The following is a 14732-nucleotide window of genomic DNA, read 5'->3' on the forward strand; positions in this document are numbered from 1 at the left end:
CGTCAGGCCGCGCGGGCCAGCAGGCGCTCGATCGCCGCGACCGATTCGGGCTCGTCCAGCGTCGGCGCGTGGCCGATGCCCGGCAGCGTCAGCCCTTCGGCATTGGGCGAGCGGCGCAGCATGTCCGCCAGCGTCTGCGCCGAGAGCAGGTCCGACAGCGCCCCGCGCACGACCAGCACCGGCACCCGCGCCAGAGCCTCCCACGCGCCCCACAAGTCCGGCTGCGCGTTGACGTCGAGCGCGAGGAAGGGCTCGGCGATCTTCATGTCGTAGTCGAACACGATGCGCCCGTTGCCGCCGACCGTCATCAGCCGCTTGGCCATCCCGATCCAGAAATCCAGCGGCTGCCCGGGATGGGCCGCGCCCTGCATGTCCTCCAGACCGCGCGCGGCGTGGACCCAGGTCGGCCACGAACGCCCCTGCCCCACGTAGTCCTTGATCCGGGCGAGGCCGACCGGCTCCAGCCATGGCCCCACGTCATTGACGACGGCAGCCGCTATCTTGTCGGGGATCAGCGCCGCCAGACCCATCGCCATCAGCCCGCCAAGCGAAGTGCCGACGATCACGAAGCGCTCCAGCCCTTCCTGCTCGACCAGCGCCAGCACGTCGTCGCCGTAGCGGACGGGCGTGTAGGTCTTGGAATCCTTGGCATATTCGCTGTCGCCCCGCCCGCGCAGGTCCGGGCAGATCACCCGGCGCTCCTTCGCGAGATGCGGCGCGAGCACGTCGAAGTCGCGCGCGTTGCGCGTCAGGCCATGGAGGCACAGCACCGGCAGGCGATCTTCGCCGCCTTCGGGAGCGGGATAATCGCGGAAATGGAGCTTGAGACCGTCGCGGCTGGACCAGAAGCGATCTTCGTAAACCTGCATGCCGGGGCGGCGACCTCTTACAAATTCAACGGGATGCCCGGCTTGATAGGCCGCCGTGCTGCCCCCACTATCGCCGGATGCCAAGCGATCCGCAACCCGCGCCCTACCTTCCCGATCCGCGAATCGAGTCCATCGCCGGATGGATCGGCGATCCGGTCCATGCCGCCGCCTTCCCCGGCCACCGGTTGCGCTGGCGCAACCATCGCTGGGCCGCCGCCGTGGGGCTCGACGGGTTCGACGAAGCGCTCTGGGTGGAGCATTTCGGCCGCTTCGCCCCCTTGCCCGGCAACCTGCCGCAGCCCTTGGCACTGCGCTATCACGGGCACCAGTTCCGCAGCTACAACCCTGACCTTGGCGACGGGCGCGGGTTCCTTTTCGCGCAGATGCGCGATGCGGGCGGGCGGCTGCTCGACCTCGGCACCAAGGGATCGGGCCAGACGCCGTGGAGCCGCGACGGCGACGGCAGGCTGACGCTGAAAGGCGCGGTGCGCGAGATTCTCGCCACCGAGATGCTGGAGGCGCTGGGCGTCGACACCAGTAAGACCTTCTCCGTCATCGAGACCGGCGAGGAACTGTGGCGCGGCGACGAGCCCAGTCCCACGCGCTCCGCCGTGCTGGTGCGCCTGTCCCACGGCCACATCCGCATCGGCAGCTTCCAGCGACTTTTCGCGCTGGAGGAGAAGGATCACATGGAGGCGCTCGTCGCCTACTGCCTCGAAACCTATCCCGGCAATCTACCGCCAGAGGATGCGCCGGGCCGCGACGAGCCTGCGGTGATCCTGCTGCATCAGGTGGTCGAGCGGCTTGCCGACCTTGCCGCCGCATGGATGGTGGCGGGCTTCGTCCACGGCGTGCTCAACACCGACAACATGAACATTTCAGGCGAGAGCTTCGACTACGGCCCGTGGCGCTGGTTACCGCGCTGGGATCCGCGCTTCACCGCCGCCTACTTCGACCATTCGGGCCTCTATGCCTTCGGACGCCAGCCCGAGGCGCTGCTGTGGAACTGCCACCAGCTTGCCATCGCGCTGCGGACGCTTGCCGAAACCGCGCCGCTCGTCGCCGCGCTCGACCGTTTCGGGTCGCTCTACCAGCAGGCGATGTGCCGCCGCTTCACCTGGCGGCTTGGCGTCGAATCGCGTGGGGTGGAGGGCGATACCGCGCTCATCCAGGCCGCCGAGAGCGCAATGGTGGAGACCGGCCTGCCGCCCGAGCAGTTCTTCTTCCTGCATCGCGGCGGGCGCAACGCCGGCGACGATGCCTTCGGCACCGCGCTTTCCGGTTACGCGTCCGCCGCCTCGACCGACGATGCGTTCTGGCAGGAACCGGCCCCGCCCGGCGTGCTGATCGAGGAAGTCGAGCGCATCTGGGCCACCATCGACCAGCACGACGACTGGAGCGAACTTCACGCCAAGGTTGCGGCGATCCGCGAAATGGGCGAACGGCTGGGGCCTGTTCACGTCCCAGTAGGCCCGTTCACGTCCCGGTAGGATTGCCCGAGTAGGAATGCCTATTCGATTGAGATGAAATCTCGAACCCTATCAGCTAACGGTTCGTTAGCCGTGATCGGCGGTACAGGGACAGACCGAACGCCAGCCACCGGGGCCGGGGACAAAGTGGATTCGTGAGCGGACAACTTCAAAGGGCCGAAAGCCGGCCCGACACCAAAGCGGAGATCGTCTCCTACGAACCCGCCACCGGCGCGGAAGTCTGGCGCGGCGCCGTGGCCGACGTCGACGAGACGGTCGCGCGCGCGCGCCGCGCATGGCCGTCATGGGCCGCGCAGCCGCTCTCCACCCGCATGGAACTGATGCGCCGCTTCGCTAACGAAGTGCGCAAGGATGCCGAGGCGCTCGCCACCTGCATCGCCCGCGAAGTCGGCAAGCCCATGTGGGAAGCGCGCGCCGAAGTCGATTCGGTGATCGCCAAGGTCGAAGTCTCGATCCGCGCCTATGCCGAGCGGACGGCGCAGCGCCGCCTCGATTCGGCGCTGCAGGGCGCGATGGCGGTACGCCACAAGCCGCATGGCGTGCTGGTAGTGCTGAGCCCGTTCAACTATCCCGCGCACCTTGCCAACGCGCATATCGTCCCCGCCCTGATCGCGGGCAACGCGGTGATCTTCAAGCCGAGCGAGCGCGCGCCCGCCACCGGCGAGATGCTGGCGCGCTGCTTCCACCGCGCCGGAGTGGCCGCCGCCGTGCTCCAGTTCGCCCCCGGCGGCCCGGCCGAGGGCGCGGCCTACGTCGCGCATGAAGGCATCGACGGCGTGCTGTTCACCGGCTCCGCCGCCAACGGCATCGCCATCAACCGCCGCCTCGCCGCCCGGCCCGACCGCATGGTGGCGCTGGAGATGGGCGGCAACAACGCGATGGTCGTGTGGGACACGCCCAAGCTGACCGACGCCGCCGCCATCGTCGTCCAGTCCGCCTTCGCCACCAGCGGCCAGCGCTGCACGGCGGCGCGCCGCCTGATCGTCAAGGACACGATGTACGACGCGCTGATGGCCGAGGTAAAAGCCCTTGCCGACCGCGTAATCGTCGGCGCGCCATTCGACGAGCCCGCGCCTTTCATGGGCCCGGTGATCGACAATGCCGCGGCGGACGGCCTGACCGAGAGTTTCCTCTACCTGCTCAGCCACGGCGGCAAGGCAATCAAGCACCTCGTCCGCACGCAGGATGCGCTGCCGTTCCTCAGCCCCGCCATCATCGACGTGACCGCGATGCAGGAGCGGCCCGATGTGGAGCTGTTCGGCCCGATCCTGCAGGTGATCCGGGTGTCGGACTTCGATCAGGCCATCGCCGAGGCCAATGCTTCCCGCTACGGCCTCGCCGCTTCGCTGGTGGGAGGCACGCCGCAGGAATACAACCGCTTCTGGGCCAACGTGCGCGCCGGGATCGTCAACTGGAACCGCCCGACGATCGGCCCCAGCCACGCCGCGCCGATGGGCGGCGTCGGGCTGTCGGGCAACCACCGCCCGACCGGGTTCTACGCAGCGGATTACTGCGCCTATCCGGTCGCCTCGGGCGAGATGGAGCAGCCGAGGGCGGTGATCGGGGTGGGCTTGAAATAGCACGTCGTCCCGGACTTGATCCGGGACGGCGACGGCAATTACTTGCCGCTGGCGACGAGGTCCACTTCGGTAAGGCCGTTCTCAAGCTTGCGGGCGTAAACCACATAGGCCTTGCCGCCCTTGCGACCACCCAGCACGCTGTCGCCGCCATCGACCTTGTATTCCGCACCATACCCAGCGCCAACGGCCTTGGTGTAGTAGAAGCTCATCACGTCGCTCACGCTCACCGGCGTCGCGAAGTTGACGACACGCAGGGCGCAGCCCTGGCCGTCGATGCCTGCGGCTTCCTGCACCGCGCCGCGCGGATAGACCGGCAGTTCGGCGGGCAGCTTGGCAGCCCATGTGTTGGAATACTGCACCTTGGCCGAGCAGTCCGCCTTGGCGACCTTCGATTCGGCGGCGACCTGCGCGGCGGTGGCGGCGCCTTCGGCCAGCGTGTTGGCCCCGACCTGCGCAGGGCTCGGCGCGGGCTTGAGCGTGCCGCCGACGAGCTGCGCGGCCTGCTTCTTGGCGGCGGCGATGGCTTCGGGCGTGCGATCCTGCGGCGGGACGGTGATCTTGCGGCCTTCGGCGGAAACGGCGGCGCCCTGCTCACCCGCCATTTCGGGATCGACCATGATCTGGTCACCGAGAGCGCCGTTCAGCGCCGGGTCGGTGTCGGCAGGATCGGGCTGCTGCTTCTCGCCCGAGCTACAACCCGCAAGCATCAGGGCGGACATGAGGGTCAGCGTGGCGTAGCGGGCGCCAGTGCGGGAGACAGTCTTCATCGTCGCGTTTCCTTCGTCCTGCCGCATCGGCACGAGCGGTCTACGGGCAATAGCTTAGGAAAACGCGAAAATCCCGATGGTGCCATAGGCGCGAGTCCCCTCGTCCCAATTCGGGATGATTGGGACAGGCACTCTTTACACGCACGGATGAGGGCGCCCGCAAGACGCGGACGCCCTCCCGCCCGTTAGGACGGTTCCCCCGCACTTCGCCGTACGCGCGGGGAAATCGATCTGTAGGTGGCCTTAGCGGCAGCGCGATCCGCCGCGGTCGACCTCGCGGCCCAGCAGGGCGCCCGCTGCCGCACCGATCACGGTGCCGACGGTCCGGTCGCGTCCGCCGTCGATCTCGCGGCCCAGCAGCGCACCGCCGGCACCACCGATCAGGAGGCCAGTGGTGCCGTTGCCGCGACGGCAGTAGTAACGGCCGTCGTTGCCGCGCCAGGACGAGCGGCGATAGTCGCCACGGTCGTAGTCACGACGATCGTAGTAACGATCACGGCCGCCGTAGCCGCGACGGTAATCTTCGCGCGAGTAGCGATAGCGGTCACGGCCATGCTCGTAGCTCTGCTCGCCGGGGGCGACGAAGGCTTCGGCAGCCGGAGTGTAGGAACCAACCGCCGCCGTGGCGGGCAGCGCAATGGTGAAGCTGGCAACGGCGGCAGCGATGGCCGAGGCCTTGAAGAATGCGTTCATCTCAACTCTCCTCTTCTAAGGAAGCGAACCGGCCATCCGAGTCGATCCGCCTGACGCATTCATCTTTAAGCCTTCCATCCTGAACGGAACGCAACACGCCTGTCAGGATTCGATTTTGCGACGAAGCGATGTTTCGGCGTCGACCGGGCGAGCGGTTGCCGCCGCTGGCGTGCGCTTCTAAGGGGCCAATGCGCGCGACCCGTTTCCGGGAAGCCGCGGAGAGAGACGCCGGAAATGCCCGATACCCTGCCCCGCCAGTCTTCCACCCTCTCCGGACTGCTCCCGGCGCTGGGCGCCTATGGCATCTGGTGCCTGTTTCCGCTCTACTTCGCGCTGCTCAAGGACGTCGCCCCATTCGAGGTGGTGGTCTGGCGGCTGATGTGTACGCTGCCGTTCTGCCTCGGCGCGATCGTCGTGCTGCGTCAGGGGCCCGCACTGCGCGCCGCGCTGACGACTCCGCGCATCCTTGGCGCGCTGGCGCTGAGCGGGCTGCTGATCGGGACGAACTGGCTGATCTACGTGGTCGCTGTCATGGATGGCCACGTCCTCGCCGCAAGCCTCGGCTACTACATCAACCCGCTGGTCAACGTGCTGGCGGCAACGGTCTTCCTCAAGGAGAAGCTGACCCGGCGCCAGTGGATCGCGGTGGCCCTTGCCGCCATCGGCGTGGCGCTGCTGGCCAAGGGGGCGCTCGATACGCTGTGGATCAGCGTGGTGCTGGCGCTGAGCTTCGCGGGCTACGGCCTGACACGCAAGCTCGCCCCGGTCGAGGCGCTGCCCGGCCTTACAGTGGAGACGCTGGTGCTGCTGGTCCCCGCGCTCGGCCTGCTGTCATGGCAGGTACAGCAGCCGGGCGGCCTTGCCATGGGATCGTCCACCGGGATCAGCCTGCTGCTGCTCTGCGCCGGTCCGCTGACGGCGATCCCTCTGATGCTCTTCGCCACCGCCGCGCGCAGACTGGACTTCTCGGTCCTCGGCTTCATCCAGTTCGTGACACCGACCGGGCTGTTCCTGATGAGCGTGTTCGTCTTCGGAGAGCCGCTCAAGCCGATCCAGCTGGTCTGCTTCGCCTTCATCTGGTGCGCGATCGCGGTGTTCTGCTGGGATATCCTGTCACGCCGGAAGGCGGGGTAAGCACTTAGCGCTCGTCATTGCGAGCATAGCGAAGCAATCCAGCGTGGACCGTGACGCTGGATTGCTTCGCTATGCTCGCAATGACGAAGGGTTTAGAGTGCCCCGGCGAAGCGCAGTGCTTCACCCTGTGCCTGATTGGCGAGTTGACCTTCCCACATCGCCGCATGGCCGCGCACGATGGTGCCGATGACGCGACCTTCCAGTTCCATGCCCGCGAAGGGCGTCCAGCCGCAGCGGCTCTCGCCCCATTCCTCGGTCACGGTGAAGGTGCCCTTGCGATCGACCACGGTGAAGTCGGCGTCGTAACCCACCGCTATGCGGCCCTTGCCGACAAGGCCGAACACGCGCTGCACGCCGCTGGAGGTCATGTCGATCAGCCGCTCCAGAGTCAGGCGACCCTTGGCGACATGGTCCAGCATCAGCGGCAGCAGCGTCTGCACGCCCGGCATGCCCGAGGGGCTGGCAGGGTACGGCTTGGCCTTCTCCTCGCGCGTGTGCGGCGCGTGGTCGGAGCCGATCACGTCGGGCACGCCCGCGCGCAGCCAGTGCCAAAGGCCGTCGCGGTGCGCGGCGGAGCGGATCGGCGGGTTCATCTGCGCGAAGGTGCCGATCTTCGGATAGGCTTCCTCGGCCGCCAGCGTCAGGTGCTGCGGCGTCACCTCGCAAGTCGCGACGTCGCGGTGCTGGGCGATCACTTCCAGCTCGGCCGGGGTAGTGATGTGGAGGATGTGGATCGGGCGGCGCGCCTCGCGGGCAAGGCGCAGGATGCGCTTCGTCGCCAGCATCGCGCTCTCGTCGTCGCGCCAGACTGGATGGCTGGAGGGATCGCCCTCGACGCGGAAGTCCTTGCGCGCATTCATCCGCGCCTCGTCCTCGGCGTGGATGGCGACGCGGCGGCGGCCATGCGCCAGCACTCGGGCAAGCTGCTCGTCCTCGGCCACCAGCAGACTGCCGGTCGATGCGCCCATGAAGATCTTCACGCCCGCCGTGCCGGGGATGCGCTCCAGATCAGCGAGGGCCACCGCGTTGTCCGCAGTAGCGCCGACGTAGAACGCATGGTCGCAGAACATGCGGTGATGCGCGCGCTTCAGCTTGTCGAGAACGCGGTCCTCGGTGTCGGTGTTGGGGTTGGTGTTCGGCATCTCGAACACCGCCGTGATGCCGCCCATCACCGCCGCGCGACTGCCGGTCTCGAGGTCTTCCTTGTGCTCCAGCCCCGGCTCGCGGAAGTGGACCTGGCTGTCAATGACGCCGGGCAGCACATCGAGACCGGTGCAGTCGATCCGCTTGGCCGCATCGGGATAGGAGCCGACACCGAGGATCTTGCCGTCGCGCACCGCGACATCGGCGACGACCGAACCATTCGGCGTATGGACAGTGCCACCGGAAAGGACGAGTTCGGGTGCGGGTGCGCTCATCGGGATCGGCCTTTCTGCGGCAATTTCACGTCAATGCGCCCGACCTAGGCCTGTCGCGCGGGGCTTTCAAGCATCTCTCAGGATGCCCCGTGCCGGGCGCGGGTCCGGTTCAGCAGCGCCTGCACGAAGGCGTCGAGATCGTCGACGTCGACATCGAGCACCTCGTCGCTCTCCTCCAGCACCGCGACGATGTCCTCGCGGGTGTAATCGAGTGCGGGTGCATGGGCCACGCGCGGCGGGCGGTGGGGCCAGGAATGGCCGGTCAGGTTGTTGTAGACCCAGCCCACCCCGCAAAGCAGCAGGACATTGGCGGCGATCGGCAGCATCCACGTCCAGTCCCACGGCTGCGCGTTCGTAGCCCCCAGCGCGAACAGCAATGCGCTCGCCCCGCCGGGAGGATGCAGGCTGCGGGTGAGCGCCATGACTGCGATGGCTAGGCCGACCGCGACAAAGGCCGAAAGCCACGGATCGCCGAGCAGATGCCCGATGACGAGTCCGATCGCACCGGACAGCAGGTCTCCGCCGATCACCGCCCACGGCTGCGCCAGCGGGCTTGCCGGGACGCAGAAGATCAGCACCGCCGAGGCACCCAGCGGTGCGACGAGGAACGGCAGCGCCTTCGCATGATCGCCGGGAAACAGATGCAGCGCATACCACGTCACGAGGCCCGCGATGGCGATGCCGATGGTCGCTCCCACCGTGCCCCGCAACCAGCCCAGATGGCCGAGGGCGCGCGTGCGCCAGTTTTCCCGAACTGCCTGCGACATTCGTCGTTCTTTCGCTGCTTCCGATGAAAGCCCCATGCCGCAGACGCAGGACGATGGCGAGACCGGCTTTCAGAACTTGAGCTTGTAGCGCACCATCGCCCGGTTGCTGACCTGCCCGTTGCCGACCGTCGCCTGCTCCACTTCGATGCCGAGCGTTGAATTCTCGCTCAACCCCATCTCGGCGCGTGGCAGGCCTTCCCGCACGGCGAAGGCGTCGAGCGGCCGCACCCGCTCCTTCTCCGGGTTCTGCGCACAGACGACGATCTCCCCCACCCGACCTTCCGGGCAGCGCGGCTTCACCGCCCGCAGGTTCATCGCGTCATCACGCGGCATCTGCGCAAGGTCGAAGAGCGGCGCCTCGATGGCGGGCGGCTGCGGGGGCACGTCGGCGAGCGGCATGGCCGACAGAAGGTCATGCAATCGCGGCCATTTCGTGACCGACAAACAAAAGGCCCGGCCCTCTTTTAAAGAGGACCGGGCCCGATGAGCGCCCGCGCAGGGAGGGGGGAGGCAGTGCGGGCGCTGAATCGTCAGGCGAACTTGCCGGCCTTGGCGATCTCGGCCAGCGGCTTGCGGCTGCTGGCGACTTCACGCTCCTGCAGGAACTCGGGCAGGACCGACTTGTCGCCCTGCTTGCCGATGGCGAAGGCCGCTTCGAGGCGATGGTCGGCAGGAATGCCCAGCGCGGCTTCCGCCTCGCCGAACTTCAGGCCGGTCATGCCGTGGGTGTGGTAGCCGAGCGCCTGCGCCTGGATCGCGGCGAGCACCCAGGCCGCGCCCGCGTCGAAGCTGTGGCTGTGGTTGTCCGCGTTGCCCTTGTCCGAACGCATGTACTTGTCGGAAACGACGAAGACGAGCGCGGCGGCTTCCTTGGCCCAACCGGCGTTGAAGTCGATCAGCTGCGACAGGAACAGATCCCAGTTCTCATCGCCCTTCTTGGCGTAGAGGAAGGTCCAGGGCTGCACATTGTAGGCCGAGGGCGCCCAGCCACCGGCTTCGAGGATCGCGTCGAGGTCTTCCTGGGGCATCTCGGTGCCGTCAAAGGCGCGGGGGCTCCAGCGATCGACGATGAGCTTCTCGATCTTGGGGTTGGCGATACGTCCGGTCATGAAACTGTCCTTCTGCTAAAGGCTTGGGAGATTGCGCAAGCAGGAGGGCGACCCGCGATCCTTCGCGAATCGCCCTCCCGCGCTATGTCAGGCTGCGTCCACGAGTACCAGTTCGGCATCCTCAAGAGCGGTGACCGAAATGGTATCGAGGCCGGTGATGGCGATGCCGTCGCGGGCGTTGGCTTCCACGTCGCCCACCCGGATGCGGCCGGTGGCGGGGACGAGGTAGCTGTGGCGGCCGGGCTCGGTGGCATAGGTCACCGTGTCGCCCGCCTTCACCGTCGCGCCCAGAACGCGGGCCTCGGCGTTGATGTGGAGAGCTTCCTCGTCACCGGCGATGCCGCTCGCCAGCGTCACGAAGCGACCGGTGCGGTCATCCTTCGGGAAAGGACGCGCACCCCAGCTGGGCTGCTCGCCGCGGCGGTCGGGGATGATCCAGATCTGGAACAGCGTCGTTTCCTCGTCCTCGAGGTTGTATTCCGAGTGCTGGATGCCCGTCCCGGCGCTCATCACCTGAACGTCGCCCGCTTCGGTGCGGCCGGTGTTGCCCAGGCTGTCGCGGTGCGTGATGGCGCCTTTGCGGACATAGGTGACGATCTCCATGTCGCGGTGCGGATGCGGCGGGAAGCCGCTCTTCGGCGCGATGGTGTCGTCGTTCCATACCCGCAGGCGGCCCCAATTGGTGCGCGCAGGTTCGTGGTAGTCGCCAAACGAGAAATGATGGTGCGCGTCGAGCCAGCCGTGGTTGGCGGCGCCGATGCTGTCGAAGGGGCGCAGTTCGATCATGGTGGCAATCCTCGAATATGTCCGTCGATCGGGGATCGACTGTTTCGAAGACCCATCTAGGCCTTGCGCCCCTATCGCGAAATTGTGATAAACTCGCGCGAGTTGTTCAGGAAAGTTGAATGGTCGACGTCGTTCCGCCCAGTCTCGATCACTTGCGCTGCTTTCTCGCCGTCGTGGAGGAAGGCAGCTTCAACGCCGCCGCCCGCCGCCTTGGGCGTGCAATTTCGGTCGTCAGCTACGCCATCGCCCAGCTGGAGAGCCAGCTCGACGTGCGGCTGTTCGACCGGGAAGGCTCGCGCAAGCCGCAGCTGACCGAGGAGGGCCGCGCGCTGCTGTCGGAAGTCCATGCGATCTCCGATGATGTGGACGCCCTGCTCGCCAAGGTGCGCAGCCTGCGACAGGGGCTGGAGGCGGAGCTGTCGCTGGCGGTGGACGTCATGGTGCCCGGCAACGTGCTCGCCCGCCTGCTGCGCGACTTTCAGGCCCGGTTTCCCACGGTTCCGCTGCGTCTCCATGTCGAGGCGCTGGGCGCGGTGGCGGCGCTGGTGCTGGACGGCCGCGCCACCCTCGCCATTGCCGGGCCGGATATCCTCGAACTGCCGGAGATCGAGCGCGAGACGATCGGCGCGGTGGAGATGGTGCCCGTCGCCGCGCCCGATCACGCGCTCGCCAGGGTGGACCGCATCGCTCCGGGCGAGACGCGCAAGCATCTGCAACTCGTGCTGACCGACCGTTCGCCGTTGACGGAAGGGCGGGATTTCTCGGTTTTCAGCCCGCGTTCGTGGCGGCTGGCGGACCTTGGCGCCAAGCATGCGCTGCTCAAGGAGGGGATCGGCTGGGGCTCGATGCCGCGCCATGTGATCCGGGACGACCTGACCTCCGGCGCGCTGGTGGAACTGCATCTGCCCGAGCGTTCGGCGCTCGATTACGCGCTCGTCGCGCTGTGGCGCAAGGATAGCCGCCCCGGCCCTGCCGCTGTCTGGGTGCTCGACGAAATGCGCGAGCGGCTGGCGAAGTGCCCCTCCACCGGCTGAGGCCCTTGCGCCGCCCCGCGCGCTGCCCCACTTGGGGCGCATGACCGCTACCCGCCTGACCGATCGCGCCGTGATCCGGCTGTCTCCGCGCCCCGATTCGGGGGAGAACGTCGCCGATTTCCTGCAGGGGCTGGTGACGTCCGACGTCGCCGGGCCATTGCCGGTATGGGCGGGGCTGCTGACGCCGCAGGGGAAGGCGCTGTTCGACTTCATCGTGTGGCCGGGCGGGCATGGGCTGCTGCTCGATTGCGAGGCGCAAGTCGCTGATCTGCTTGTGAAACGCCTGTCGATGTACCGCCTTCGCAAGGCCATCGACATCGCCCGGGACGACACCGTGGCGGTGCACTGGCGCCCCCATACCGGCGACGGCGCGGCGGCCGATCCCCGTCTCCATGCCCTTGGAGAACGCTGGATTTCCGCCATCGACACCACGAATCCCGACGATGTACTGAAGGAAACCGGGGGGGCACTGAACGGCACAGAGAATGCGCAGAGCGCCACCGACGCGGCATACAGGGCGCACCGGCTGGCGCTTGGCGTACCCGAAGGCCGCGCCGAGCTGGGCGATGGCGAAACCCTCTGGCTGGAGTGCAATGCGGTCGAACTGAACGGCGTCAGCTTCACCAAGGGCTGCTACGTCGGACAGGAAAACACCGCGCGCATGAACTGGCGCCAGAAGGTCAACCGCCGACTGGTGGTGGTGCCCCTCGCCCGCTCGGACGAGAAGCGCCGCCGCGTCGCCTATCCCGGACTCGGGCTGGCGATCGACCATCTGCGCGTCGAGGACATCGCCCCCGACCTCACACCGTCATGGCTGGCCGAGCAGGCCTGATGCATCGTCTGGAAATTCGCTGAAGGCGAATTTTACGGCACCGGCCCGCTCCCCCACCCGGCCTCCCATCAAGGGTACACTAGTGGGAGGCCGGGTGGGGGAGTGGGCCGGTGCCGCTACGAAAATGCCCTTCGGGCATTTTCCAGATGACTCTGATCTCTCAGGCCATGCCCGCTACCGGCATGGTCGCTTCCAGACGCTGACCCGAACCAGCGTGCGGCATCGCGTCTTCGTCCAGATCGGCGACGTAGACGCGGACCGTGTGTTCCATCGCCCGTGAGGCGCTGTAGCGGGAACGCACTTCGCCCGTGTCGTGGAAGCCTGCGCTTTCCAGCACGTCCTGCGTGCCCCGGCTGTCGGCGAAGTGGCTGGCCACCACCCGGCTGTACCCGAGCGAACGCGCCTGACGGACGACCGCGCGCAGCGCTTCCCCCGCGAAGCCATTGCCCCGGTGCCTGGCCGAAATCCAGTAGCCGACCTCCACGTCGTCCTCGTCGTCGCGGCCGAGGCCTATACTTCCGACCAGTTGCGCACCGCCCGGTGCGCGCAGATACATGAAGAAGTGCGGCAGGCGCGGATCGCGTGGCCGGTCGAGATAGATACGCAAGTCCTCTGCCGTGCGTGGCAGGTTCGACACCCCGACGTTGCGCTGGACGTCATCATCCGCCAGCGCCTCGACGAGATCGTCGAAGTCTTCCGGCCATGCCGGTCTCAAAAACAACCTCTCCGTGCGGACGAACATCATCGCGGTTCTCCGTCGTTTATTTGTCTCGCGACTCGGATAATGCACATAAGCGGCCCCCGATGCACGCGATTTGGTGTGAACCATTCGCATCAAACGATGAAACCGTGGCATCGCCGGGTTAAGCGGACATGAGAACGGCGCTACAGGTTTCCCCGTAGCGCCGTTCCCGCTCCGAATTTTAAGTGGTTACGAAAAGATTTCGTCATTGCGAGCGCAGCGAAGCAATCCCATCGGTTGGCCCCATCGGTTTACTCGGCGCCGGATGGCCGGGCGGCTTCGCCGCTCGCAATGACGGTCCGTCAGGCCGCGCGTCGATTCATCGAATCGTCCCCGCCGCAGTCGGCGGGCGATTCGAACACGACTTCGTGCTCGCGCGAGGGGCTGGCGTAGCCGCGCCCCCGGCTGAACCGCTCGGCCACGCGGCCGGTGCGGCGGAAGCCGACCTTCTCCAGAACGCGCCCCGACGCCGCGTTGTCGACGTGGTGGTGCGCGACGACCCGGCCATGCCCCAGCGCGCGGGCAAGGCTCAGCAATGCGCGCGCCGCTTCGGTGGCGTAGCCGCGCCCCTGCTCGTCCGGGGTGATCCAGTAGCCGAGGTTCACCTCGCCATCGAGCAACGAGAGGCCGCAGGCACCGATGATGCGCGCACCGCCCGCTCCGGGCGCGGTGATGAGAAAGTTCGGAAGCCGGTGATCCTGCGGCTTCTCGACGAATTCGCGGGCGTCCTCGGCCGTGTAGGGCCACGGCACGCGGGCGAGGTTGCGCACGACGGCCTCATGCCCGATCCGGGCAAGGATTTCGTCACGATCCTCCGGCCAGGCAGGCCTCAGGAACAGCCTTTCGCTGCGAATGAACATACTCGTATCTCCATCCCCCGCCGCGCGCGTAGCGGGCGGGCGTGACATCCCTGTTACGGGGCCTGTCACGATCCAGTGACAAGGTCCGTTAGGGGTGCCGATTACGACGCGAACACGCAGGCTGCGGCAATCTAGCAGCACAACGGTCCCGCGCCGGGTTACATTGCTGTAACCCCGATCCCGGGTGGGGCGGGCGCTTTCGCGGCTGCACCGGAGCGGTGCAACCCACGCTCGCTGCGCCGGTTCCCGGGCGCGATGGAGGGAGAAACGAAAAGAGGGAGACGGGCGGGGCCCTCTCCCTCATTCTGCCGATCCTCTAGGAGAATCGGCGGGGCCATCCCGTCAGGATGGCCCTTTGCAAGACCATCCGATTACTCGGCGGCTTCCGCCATGACGTCTACCGAGACGTACTTGCGGCCCTGCTTGCCGTCATGGAAGCGCACGCGGCCTTCCGTGAGCGCGAACAGGGTGTGATCCTTGCCAAGACCGACGTTGACGCCGGGGTACACGCGGGTGCCGCGCTGGCGGATGATGATGTTGCCGCCGATCACTTCCTGACCGCCGAACTTCTTCACGCCGAGACGGCGGCCTGCAGAGTCGCGACCGTTGCGCGACGAACCGCCTGCTTTCTTATGTGCCATTTCTGGTTAC

16 protein-coding genes are annotated in these 14732 nt (G+C 67.3%); 5 read left to right on the top strand and 11 right to left on the bottom strand.

What is annotated here, in order from left to right; translation table 11 throughout:
* Window positions 1-2 precede the first annotated feature (2 nt).
* Window positions 3-869, bottom strand: coding sequence for an alpha/beta fold hydrolase (locus LO787_RS13855; protein ID WP_232491607.1), 867 nt, complete (start codon window positions 867-869; stop codon window positions 3-5).
* Between the two features lie 77 nt (window positions 870-946).
* On the opposite strand from LO787_RS13855, the gene LO787_RS13860 reads away from it, so the two are divergent.
* Together LO787_RS13860 and LO787_RS13865 are read left to right on the top strand one after the other, a co-directional pair.
* Window positions 947-2359 (top strand): protein adenylyltransferase SelO, encoded by a 1413-nt coding sequence (locus LO787_RS13860; RefSeq protein WP_232491608.1) that lies wholly within the window; start codon window positions 947-949, stop codon window positions 2357-2359.
* Between the two features lie 134 nt (window positions 2360-2493).
* The gene (locus LO787_RS13865; protein ID WP_232491609.1) at window positions 2494-3939 is read left to right on the top strand and encodes a succinylglutamate-semialdehyde dehydrogenase; all 1446 of its coding nucleotides are present in this window, start codon (window positions 2494-2496) and stop codon (window positions 3937-3939) included.
* 38 nt (window positions 3940-3977) lie between these two features.
* On the opposite strand, the gene LO787_RS13870 is transcribed toward LO787_RS13865, so the two are convergent.
* Together LO787_RS13870 and LO787_RS13875 are read right to left on the bottom strand one after the other, a co-directional pair.
* Window positions 3978-4706 carry a hypothetical protein gene (locus LO787_RS13870; RefSeq protein ID WP_232491610.1) on the bottom strand — a complete coding sequence of 243 codons (729 nt, stop codon included), beginning with the start codon at window positions 4704-4706 and terminating at the stop codon, window positions 3978-3980.
* A gap of 243 nt (window positions 4707-4949) precedes the next feature.
* Entirely contained in the window at window positions 4950-5399 is a 450-nt protein-coding gene (locus LO787_RS13875) for a glycine zipper 2TM domain-containing protein (RefSeq protein WP_232491611.1), read from the bottom strand.
* A 234-nt stretch (window positions 5400-5633) separates the two neighbouring features.
* Here LO787_RS13875 and rarD point away from each other — a divergent pair, with 234 nt between their 5' ends.
* Window positions 5634-6533: an EamA family transporter RarD gene (rarD, locus tag LO787_RS13880; RefSeq protein WP_232491612.1), complete on the top strand. Its 900-nt coding sequence runs from the start codon at window positions 5634-5636 to the stop codon at window positions 6531-6533.
* Window positions 6534-6625: 92 nt separating this feature from the next.
* On the opposite strand, the gene LO787_RS13885 is transcribed toward rarD, so the two are convergent.
* The 5 genes from LO787_RS13885 to LO787_RS13905 all read right to left on the bottom strand — a co-directional run bounded on the left by LO787_RS13885 (window position 6626) and on the right by LO787_RS13905 (window position 10613).
* The gene (locus LO787_RS13885; protein WP_232491613.1) at window positions 6626-7951 is read right to left on the bottom strand and encodes a dihydroorotase; all 1326 of its coding nucleotides are present in this window, start codon (window positions 7949-7951) and stop codon (window positions 6626-6628) included.
* Between the two features lie 77 nt (window positions 7952-8028).
* Window positions 8029-8718, bottom strand: a complete 690-nt coding sequence (locus LO787_RS13890; RefSeq protein ID WP_232491614.1) for an HPP family protein — start codon at window positions 8716-8718, stop codon at window positions 8029-8031.
* A gap of 69 nt (window positions 8719-8787) precedes the next feature.
* A complete protein-coding gene (locus tag LO787_RS13895; protein WP_232491615.1) occupies window positions 8788-9117 on the bottom strand; it encodes a hypothetical protein in 330 nt (109 codons plus the stop codon).
* A gap of 131 nt (window positions 9118-9248) precedes the next feature.
* A complete protein-coding gene (locus LO787_RS13900; RefSeq protein ID WP_232491616.1) occupies window positions 9249-9827 on the bottom strand; it encodes a nitroreductase family protein in 579 nt (192 codons plus the stop codon).
* A gap of 87 nt (window positions 9828-9914) precedes the next feature.
* The gene (locus LO787_RS13905; protein WP_232491617.1) at window positions 9915-10613 is read right to left on the bottom strand and encodes a pirin family protein; all 699 of its coding nucleotides are present in this window, start codon (window positions 10611-10613) and stop codon (window positions 9915-9917) included.
* 119 nt (window positions 10614-10732) lie between these two features.
* Here LO787_RS13905 and LO787_RS13910 point away from each other — a divergent pair, with 119 nt between their 5' ends.
* Together LO787_RS13910 and ygfZ are read left to right on the top strand one after the other, a co-directional pair.
* On the top strand, window positions 10733-11647 hold the full coding sequence (locus LO787_RS13910; protein WP_232491618.1) for a LysR family transcriptional regulator: 915 nt from the start codon (window positions 10733-10735) through the stop codon (window positions 11645-11647).
* Window positions 11648-11687: 40 nt separating this feature from the next.
* Window positions 11688-12479 (top strand): CAF17-like 4Fe-4S cluster assembly/insertion protein YgfZ, encoded by a 792-nt coding sequence (gene ygfZ, locus LO787_RS13915; protein ID WP_232491619.1) that lies wholly within the window; start codon window positions 11688-11690, stop codon window positions 12477-12479.
* Window positions 12480-12639: 160 nt separating this feature from the next.
* On the opposite strand, the gene LO787_RS13920 is transcribed toward ygfZ, so the two are convergent.
* The 3 genes from LO787_RS13920 to rpmA form a co-directional block, all read right to left on the bottom strand.
* Complete coding sequence (locus LO787_RS13920; RefSeq protein ID WP_232491620.1) at window positions 12640-13224, bottom strand: GNAT family N-acetyltransferase; 585 nt, start codon at window positions 13222-13224, stop codon at window positions 12640-12642.
* A gap of 299 nt (window positions 13225-13523) precedes the next feature.
* Window positions 13524-14081 (bottom strand): GNAT family N-acetyltransferase, encoded by a 558-nt coding sequence (locus LO787_RS13925; protein ID WP_232491621.1) that lies wholly within the window; start codon window positions 14079-14081, stop codon window positions 13524-13526.
* Window positions 14082-14452: 371 nt separating this feature from the next.
* A complete protein-coding gene (rpmA, locus tag LO787_RS13930; protein ID WP_232491622.1) occupies window positions 14453-14722 on the bottom strand; it encodes a 50S ribosomal protein L27 in 270 nt (89 codons plus the stop codon).
* Window positions 14723-14732: the final 10 nt, after the last annotated feature.

The sequence above is a fragment of the Novosphingobium kaempferiae genome (assembly GCF_021227995.1).
In the GTDB taxonomy this organism is placed as follows: Bacteria; Pseudomonadota; Alphaproteobacteria; order Sphingomonadales; family Sphingomonadaceae; genus Novosphingobium; species Novosphingobium kaempferiae.